The 7796-nt window shown below is 61.0% G+C and carries 9 protein-coding genes; 6 read left to right on the top strand and 3 right to left on the bottom strand.

The annotated features are described in order from the left end of the window. The 3 genes from AYR66_RS28300 to AYR66_RS10690 all read left to right on the top strand — a co-directional run. A partial coding sequence (locus tag AYR66_RS28300; RefSeq protein WP_141104211.1) for a homogentisate 1,2-dioxygenase domain-containing protein occupies positions 1–445 on the top strand: 445 nt, incomplete at its 5' end. An 8-nt stretch (positions 446–453) separates the two neighbouring features. Continuing rightward, positions 454–1044 carry a malonic semialdehyde reductase gene (locus AYR66_RS10695; RefSeq protein WP_088707477.1) on the top strand — a complete coding sequence of 197 codons (591 nt, stop codon included), beginning with the start codon at positions 454–456 and terminating at the stop codon, positions 1042–1044. A gap of 39 nt (positions 1045–1083) precedes the next feature. Further along, positions 1084–2244 (top strand): acetamidase/formamidase family protein, encoded by a 1161-nt coding sequence (locus AYR66_RS10690; protein WP_088707476.1) that lies wholly within the window; start codon positions 1084–1086, stop codon positions 2242–2244. A 366-nt stretch (positions 2245–2610) separates the two neighbouring features. Here AYR66_RS10690 and AYR66_RS10685 read toward each other — a convergent pair whose 3' ends face one another. The 3 genes from AYR66_RS10685 to AYR66_RS10675 all read right to left on the bottom strand — a co-directional run bounded on the left by AYR66_RS10685 (position 2611) and on the right by AYR66_RS10675 (position 5900). Beyond that, the gene (locus AYR66_RS10685; RefSeq protein ID WP_088707475.1) at positions 2611–5109 is read right to left on the bottom strand and encodes a sensor domain-containing protein; all 2499 of its coding nucleotides are present in this window, start codon (positions 5107–5109) and stop codon (positions 2611–2613) included. 213 nt (positions 5110–5322) lie between these two features. Beyond that, positions 5323–5610, bottom strand: coding sequence for a hypothetical protein (locus tag AYR66_RS10680; protein WP_141104055.1), 288 nt, complete (start codon positions 5608–5610; stop codon positions 5323–5325). 95 nt (positions 5611–5705) lie between these two features. Continuing rightward, positions 5706–5900, bottom strand: coding sequence for a hypothetical protein (locus AYR66_RS10675; protein WP_088707473.1), 195 nt, complete (start codon positions 5898–5900; stop codon positions 5706–5708). A gap of 118 nt (positions 5901–6018) precedes the next feature. Between AYR66_RS10675 and AYR66_RS10670 the strand changes: the two genes are divergently transcribed. The 3 genes from AYR66_RS10670 to AYR66_RS29510 all read left to right on the top strand — a co-directional run. Next, positions 6019–6612, top strand: coding sequence for an isochorismatase family protein (locus AYR66_RS10670; protein WP_088707472.1), 594 nt, complete (start codon positions 6019–6021; stop codon positions 6610–6612). 418 nt (positions 6613–7030) lie between these two features. After that, positions 7031–7354, top strand: coding sequence for a DUF4148 domain-containing protein (locus AYR66_RS10665; protein WP_088707471.1), 324 nt, complete (start codon positions 7031–7033; stop codon positions 7352–7354). Positions 7355–7571: 217 nt separating this feature from the next. Continuing rightward, positions 7572–7796, top strand: a 225-nt coding sequence (locus AYR66_RS29510) for a hypothetical protein (protein WP_206047139.1), incomplete at its 3' end; no start/stop codon positions are given.

Raw genomic sequence — 7796 nt, 5'->3', positions numbered from 1 at the left:
CCCCTCGATCAACACCGTCCTCACGTCGCCGTCGGATATTCCCGGCGTAGCCAACTGCGACTTCGTCATTTTCCCGCCGCGCTGGATGGTCGCCGAAGACACCTTCCGTCCGCCCTGGTTCCACCGCAATGCGATGAGCGAGCTGATGGGGCTGGTCAAGGGGGTGTACGACGCCAAGGCGGAAGGTTTCCTCCCGGGAGGCATCAGCCTGCACAACGCCATGCTGGCGCACGGTCCGGACGCCGACACCTTCCGCCGCGCGTCCACCGCGAAGCTTGAGCCGAAATACCTCGCCGACACCATGGCGTTCATGTTCGAGTCGCGCTACCCGTTCCGGCCGACCGCGCATGCGCTGGCCGCGCCGCAACTGCAGGAGGGGTACGACGAGGTCTGGAGCGGCTTCGAACAGTATTTCAAACGCGAATCGGCAATCGCCGGAAAGTGAGGAGACATATGGACAAGCTGGATAACAACGCGCTGGCGCAGTTGCTGACGGAAGCGCGCACCGCGAATGCATGGCTGGCGGACCCGGTGCCGGATTCGCTGCTGCGTGAATTGTATGAACTCGTGAAATGGGGGCCGACCTCGGCCAACTGCCAGCCGATGCGCCTGGTCTTTGTCCGCAGCGGACAGAAGAAGGAGCGGCTTGCGGCGTGCGTTGCGCCGGGCAACGTCGACAAGGTCAGGCAGGCGCCGGTGACCGCGATCGTCGGGTATGACGAGCAGTTCCATGCGCACATGCCGCGCTTGTTCCCGCATGCGCCCCATTATCGCGAGACCTTTGCCGGCAACCCCGAGCTGGCGCAGACAACGGCATTCCGCAACAGTTCGCTGCAGGGCGGTTATCTCATTCTCGCCGCGCGGGCGCTGGGGCTCGATGCCGGGCCCATGTCGGGTTTCGATGCGGCGAAGGTCGATGCAGCGTTCTGGGGCGAAGGCAAGGTGCGCACCAATTTCCTCTGCGCGCTTGGTCATGCCGACCGTTCCGCCCAGCGCCCGCGATCGCCGCGATTCAGCTTTGACGAAGTGTGCCGGCTCGCCTGACCGCACATCCCATACCACGCCCAGCCGACGGAGATATCGATGCACGACGCACAAGGCCATGAACAGGACCAGCAGCTCATTCGCCGAACACTACTGAAACTCACCGCGACAGCAGGCCTCGCGCCTTTCGTCGGATCGCTCGGCGCCTGTGCGACGCCTGCCGCGACCCGCGGACCCGCCGCGTTCGCCGGCGGCGGACGCACGCATACCGTCAAGCCTTCGCGTGAGACCGTGCGCGTCGGGCAAATGGATCCGGCCGCGCCAGCCGCCGTGGTCATCCGCACCGGCGACACCGTGCATTACGACGGCACCTGGACACAGTGGGGCAACGAGGCGCGCTACGGAATGTCGTTCGACGAGCGCGAACCGATACGCAAGAAGTATCCGGCCGGTCCTTACTCGCTGATCGGCCCTGTCGAAATCGAAGGCGCAAGGCCCGGCGATGTCGTGGAATGCCGGATGTTGACATTGCGGACGATCGATTGGGGATGGAATTCCTCTCCGCTCGGGGTAGGCGCGCTGCCTACGGATTTTTCCAAGCCCTATCTGCGCTACCTGCGCTTCAATGCCGCCCGCACGGCGGCGGAATTCGTGCCCGGCGTGATGATTCCGCTTGCACCATTCCAGGGCGTGTTCGCCGTGGAGCCACCGGGAGACAAGCCGACCAGCGGCATTCTGGCCGGCACCTATGGCGGTAATCTCGACTTGCCGGAACTTGTCGCCGGCACGTCGCTTTTCCTGCCGGTGCAGGTGCCCGGAGCCCGCATCTGGACTGGTGACTCGAACGCGGCGCAGGGCGATGGCGTGGTCAACCAGACGGCGATCGAAACCGCATTGGAAGAATTGCGTGTGCAGTATCTGCTGCATGCCGGCGTGTCACTCGACGGACCAATGGTGGAGACGCCGACACACTGGATCGGGATCGGTTTCGGGGAAAGCCTCGAAGCGGCGCTCGTTGCCTGCGTGCGGCAGATGATCCGCTGGATGTCGCGATCGACCTCCATCGCTCCCGAAGATTGCTACGGCATCCTCAGTGTCGCGGCCAGCTTCCGCATTACGCAGTATTCGAACCAGACCGGGACGGTGTATCGCTCGGTGCCGCCGAAGGGCGTGCATTGCATGCTGCCCAAGACCCTGTTTTCGGAAGATCTCTTGCGCAGGCTGGGTCAATCCTTGCGAGGCAATTTGCACACCGGATAAAAAACGCGTCCCGTGACCGAGAGATGTCGGGACGGTCACGGGACGTCAAGCCCACCCAGGGTTGGGAGAGGAGACAAGAGCCGGGAGTGTGATACGACAGAACTTCCGCAAGTCGGAGCGCATTTCGGAGCCACTATGGCGAATGTTATTGCAGCCAGCGTGAATTTCAAGGACAACCTGCAACTATTTTTTGTTTGCACGCTCTTGCAATGTCTGCGTCGAGACTCGTTCGAATTATCTGATCAACGCATTCAATTTGTTTGCTGAACCCGGCATGCGACTCGTCTCGGTCTTCATATCATATGCGCCACATTTTTCATCGTCCCTTGCTCCGATTCGACGCAGTTGCGCATGACGTAATACGTTTTAATGGCGGGCTGCGACGACCGAGGGGCTGCCTGGACGCGAATCGGCGTAGTCAAATCCCGAGCGCTTCAGCCATGGGATGAATTCGGCGGCCGGCATCGGCGGGCTGATGAATGAGCCTTGCGCCTCGTCGCAGCCAAGATCGCGCAGCTGGTCCCATATCGGGCGACTGGCCGTACCTTCCGCAACCACTTGCATGCCGAGGTCATGTGCCAGGTCGATGGTCGACCGCACGATGGTGGCGGCCTGCCGCGATTCCAGCATCCGCATCGTGAATGAATGGTCGATCTTGATGACATGCACAGGGAGGCTCATCAGGTAGCTCAGTGACGAATAGCCGGTGCCGAAATCGTCGATGAACAGGCGGAACCCCATTTCGCTGAGCCGTCGCAACTCGGCGATCGAGGAGGCCGGGTCGCGGATCAAACTGCTCTCGGTCAGTTCCAGTCCGAGCAGCCGCGCTGGCGCCTCTGCGTCGGCAAGCATGCGCTTTAGGTTGATGAACAGGTTGGGTTCGGACAGGTTGCGGGGCGACAGGTTGACCGCGAGCGGAATGTTGTAGCCCGCACGCTGCCATTCGGCACCTTGCTGAATGGATGACTTGAGCATGAATTCGGTGAGCAAATGGATCAGGTCGGTCGGCTCGATCAGCGGCACGAACTGGTCCGGGGGGACCAGTCCGAAGGAAGGATGCTCCCAGCGCACGAGCGCCTCGACACCGACAACTTTCTCCTGCCGGATATCGACCTTTGGCTGGCAAAACAGCCGTAATTCACCGAAATTGACCGCCCTGCGGAATGCGCCCACCAGTTCCAGGCGCTGCGGCTGGTAGGGGTCGTTCTGTTCCTCGTAGACCGCGTATGCCAGACCTGCGCGCTTGGCGTGGTACAGCGCCACGTCTGCCTTGCGGGTCAGCGAAAGGCTGTCCTTGCCGTGTTTCGGTGCCAGGGAAATACCGGCACGCGCACCTAGCTCATAGCTGATGCCTGCGACCTCGAAAGGACGTTGCAGCGCAGCCACCAGCACCGAAGCAGTGCAGGTGGCTGCCTCCACGTCCGTGTCCGCCAACAGGACCGCGAATTCCGCATCGCTGATGCGTGCCGCGAAAGCATTGGCAGGGCAGGTTTCGCGAACTCTCCGGCCGGCCTTTTCCAGCAGCAGATCGGCGTTGCCATACCCAAGCGTGTAGGCGAGATCGCGGAAGCGCGACAGGTAAACGACGACCAAGGCCGCACGGCCATCTGGCATGCCAGCCAGGCGCATGAGTTCGTCGATTCGTTGTTCCAGGCAAGTGCGGTTCGGCAGTCCGGTGGCCTTGTCGAAATAGGCGAGCGCCTGAATCTGCTGCGCAGCACGCTTGCGTTCAGTGATGTCCTGGACGAACCCCACCATGCGGACCGCTCGGCCGTTGGCATCGGTCTGGACTTCCGCCATTGAATGTACGATGCGTTCACCGAGAACCGGATTCATGATTCGGAACTCGACTTCGTACGGGATTGATGGATTCACGAGCGAATATTCCCGGGCGCGTCTGACCCGCTCGCTATCTTCCGGGTGAATGCGGGAGCGCAGCACCGCCGCCTCTGGACGCTCGCCGGATAAAAAGCCAAAAACACGGTAAGTTTCGTCGGAGAGAGAGTCGTAGCGGTCAGCAATCGGATCCCAGGCCCATGTCCCGACATGGGCAATGTCTTGCGCGCGCACGAAATCCTTTTGCGTGCGCAGAAGCTCGCATTCCATCTCGCAGCGCTCGGTAACATCCAATATCGTGCCCATTGCCTGCGCCGGCTTTCCCTCACCATCGAAAATCATCACGCCCTTCGACTCCATGTAGCGCATGCTGCCGTCCGGCCACACGACCCGATGAGTACAGGAAAACGGCTGGCGTGTCGCTCGGGCGCGTCGGATGGCCAGGTCGGTTTGCGCACGGTCGTCGGGATGCACCCGCTGGAGAAAGGCCCTGTAGCTCGGGGCGACAGACCGCGGAGCGAGGCCGAGATTGCGGTAGGTCTGGTCGGACCATCGGTCTTGCCGGGTTGTGAAATCCTTCACCCAGCTTCCCATCCTGGCTATGTGTTGCACACGATTCAGATCCTGCTCGGTACAGGCCTGCAGTGCCTCGAGTTCCACGCGCTTCGTCACGTCGTGAACCGTCAGCAAGGCCACCTTCCCATCGTGGCCGGCCACACGCTGGCAGCTGATCGACACCTTAAGAACGGTCTTGTCCTTGCGGAGGTGGTCCAGCACGACGTCGGCCGCGACAGCGGGTTCGTTCGAGGAAATGAGATGGGAAATGCACCGCTTCGCATGAGGGGTGGCATGGATGTCGGTTATCTTGAGCGCTTGCCAATCGGACGCCGCATAACCGTAGAGCCGGCATGCGCTTCGGTTTGCCGAAAGTACAGCGTAACTGGCACTGTCAAACAGCAACATCGGTGAGGGCGATTCCTCGAACAGCACCTGATACCAGCGGTCGTTGTCGGGTATTGGCATGTCCATGGAGAGACTCGCGGTACAGTCGGAACAGGGAGGGCCGCCGTCACTTTCCCGAAGAACGCGAACCTGGTGTCCGAAGTGGTAGACGTGGCTCTGCTCCCAAGTCTTACCATTGTAGGATGGACATGCGAAATCCCTAGCAAAACTTCTGCCGCTCCGGTATGCGGAGTGCAGTGCAGTGCCGCGCTCTACGCGCCGGGGATTTTCTTGCAGGAATTAAAGGTGGTCTTGCGGTGCAGGCTGGACAGCCATATCGGAACGGCGCGGCGGACGCAGTCCCAGCTCGACTTCCTCGACCCGGTCCTCTTCGGCAATATGTCTCGCGGCTTGTTGAGCCAGTTCCAGCGGGACGGTCACATCAACTGCACTGAAGTGCCGGACGCCGCATTGGATGGTCCGGTCCATGCGGGCGGCCACGTCGGCCAGCAAGGCCGGCGAAAGGAGAGACTGGACAGCCTGTTCGAATCTGGTCTTTCCTGCAGCAGCGACGCGCGATTTGGTCATGGTGTCCCCTTTTCTTGGACGCTTGTCGGCCTTCAACGTTTTAAGCATCGAAGACCCGGGGCCGAATGTCAATTGAAGAAATCTGAGCAAATTCATCAAATATCGCGAGCAAGACACGCATGCTTGTCTCGCGGGAACTGGCTCACTGCGCATGTTGCCCAGAAACCGGCGGCCCGCTCTTCGCGCCGCTGTTGATCGAAATTCTTGTTGTAGACGGTCAAAATTTTCCGTTTGACGCAGGGGGCGCAATCTCGAAAGATGATGTCGCACGCGTCCGGCATGAGGCTCATGGCCTCTTTGATGAACTCCTATTGCACGCGGCGGCGGTTCTCGGGGATGGGCTCCGTCTTCTATCCTGGTTTCGCGTATGAACCCGGGCATGCGGAAACTTGTTCGAAAGGGATTACCATGCATAGCGCGTTCGAGCCCGCCCAGACAGCCCTGCTGCTGATCGACCATCAGGTCGGAACCATGCAACTCATCAAGAACATCCCGCTGGACCGTGTGAAACGGCATACTCTTGCGTTAGCAAAGGCTGCGAAGGTCTTGCATATGCCTGTCGTCCTGACGAGCAGCCAGGAAGAGCGCCTCCAGGGGCCGCTGATGCCGGAGCTGAAGACGCTGCTGCCGGACGCTTTCGATAAGCGCATCAAGCGCGCCGGCATCGTCAATGCATGGATGGACCCGGCCTTCCGCAACGCGGTGGTCGCCACCGGACGGCGCAATCTTCTCATGGCGGGGGTAACGACGGACGTCTGCCTTGTATTTCCCGCCATCGACGCTGTCAACGAAGGCTTCAATGTTCAAGCAGTGATGGACGCATCCGGCTCACCGTTTGACTTGTCCGAGGAAGTGTCGCGCAACCGCATGCGGGATGCCGGCGTGGTGCTGACCGCAGCCAATACCGCGATCGCAGAGCTGGTCCAGGATTGGAGCACGAACGAGGGGCAGCAGCTCATCCGCATGATGTTCGAAGACATCTTGCCGCCAGTGTCGCACTGATACGCCACTTTTTCCTCCGGGGACGAAGCAGAAAGCGCGACGGCTATGCACCATGGTGGATCATTGACACTAGCTCTCAGACGGGCGGCGATTTTTCTTGAAGTCACGGAACGCGCTGCGTATATTGAGCTGACAAACATGCAATGCGCATCATCTCGGTGGCTCTCGAAGCACGGGACAGTTCAAGTCCGCGAAACCGGCGGACTTGATTGCGCCAATCACGCAACTCCTGCCTCGCCTCCCCCTGCCGCTGACCTGGGTCAGCCCTCCTGCAGTCCATCGGCCGATGGCTGACCGCAATCGCATTCACTGAACGCCCTGGCAGCAGCCCGCGCACACGGACGACTGCCATGAGCGAGGCGGTGCGGAGGGCATCCTGCCGGCGCGCCGTCCATTGTCTGTTTGATCGGAGGCTAATATGAAAACGACGCGATGCATCTCCCGAATAACTGGACTCTCCCTGCTTGCCTTCTCCGCCGCCGCCGTTGCCGACGTAGGGATGCGCGATGGAGAAGACTTCTTCCGCGATTTCAAATCCACCAAGTCGCGTGCGGAAGTGCGCGCCGAAATGGAGCCGACGCGGGCTCCGACGGCGATGACCAGCAGCGGTGATAGCGGCGTGATGGGCGTCTCCGGCTCGCGCTATTCGGGCAAGACGCGCGACGATGTGCGAGACGAGCTGATCCAGCATCGCAAGACCCATGACCCGTACTCGCCGAACGATATCTATTTCGGCGGCTGATTGATGACACAGCAGTGACCACCCGCTCTCGCCGCTCCTCGAGCGGTGCGGGGCGAGGCGAATGCCCCGCACCGGGATGGCCGTTTCCCGCCGCTCTTTTCGGTCATCCAGCTCGTCCAACTTCCTTCCCCTGACGTTGCAAACAGGCCTTGACCTTCCTATTGGAGGAAGGTTGATACTCGCCCGCTCGTGCAACACGGAAATCAGGAGAGAAGGAATGAATCGCCGGAAGATGCTTCACGGTCTAGCAACTGCAGGTTTGTCGGGCGCCGTCACGGCATGCGGTGGCGGCGGCTCTTCACCGCCTGTCATCGGTTCCTTTACGAGCGACAGATCGCGCTATTCCGTCGGCGACATCGCGATCCTGCGTGCGGTCTTTGCAGGGAACAAGGCCCGCATCGAACCTGGTGCGATACCGGTCGTCAGCGGGGTGCCGATTCAG

It is taken from the genome of Noviherbaspirillum denitrificans (genome assembly GCF_002211445.1).
GTDB classification, from domain to species: domain Bacteria; phylum Pseudomonadota; class Gammaproteobacteria; order Burkholderiales; family Burkholderiaceae_D; genus Noviherbaspirillum; species Noviherbaspirillum denitrificans.
The sequence above is the reverse complement of the archived record's forward strand: the minus strand, read 5'-3'. Positions and strand labels throughout refer to the sequence as shown.

Excerpts from the sequence above, each read along its gene's own strand:
- AYR66_RS10690 (WP_088707476.1), top strand. The coding sequence starts at position 1,084 with ATGCACGACGCACAAGGCCATGAACAGGACCAGCAGCTCATTCGCCGA.
- AYR66_RS10670 (WP_088707472.1), top strand. The coding sequence starts at position 6,019 with ATGCATAGCGCGTTCGAGCCCGCCCAGACAGCCCTGCTGCTGATCGAC.
- AYR66_RS10675 (WP_088707473.1), bottom strand. The coding sequence starts at position 5,900 with ATGAGCCTCATGCCGGACGCGTGCGACATCATCTTTCGAGATTGCGCC.
- AYR66_RS10665 (WP_088707471.1), top strand. The coding sequence starts at position 7,031 with ATGAAAACGACGCGATGCATCTCCCGAATAACTGGACTCTCCCTGCTT.
- AYR66_RS10695 (WP_088707477.1), top strand. The coding sequence starts at position 454 with ATGGACAAGCTGGATAACAACGCGCTGGCGCAGTTGCTGACGGAAGCG.
- AYR66_RS10685 (WP_088707475.1), bottom strand. The coding sequence starts at position 5,109 with ATGGACATGCCAATACCCGACAACGACCGCTGGTATCAGGTGCTGTTC.
- AYR66_RS10680 (WP_141104055.1), bottom strand. The coding sequence starts at position 5,610 with ATGACCAAATCGCGCGTCGCTGCTGCAGGAAAGACCAGATTCGAACAG.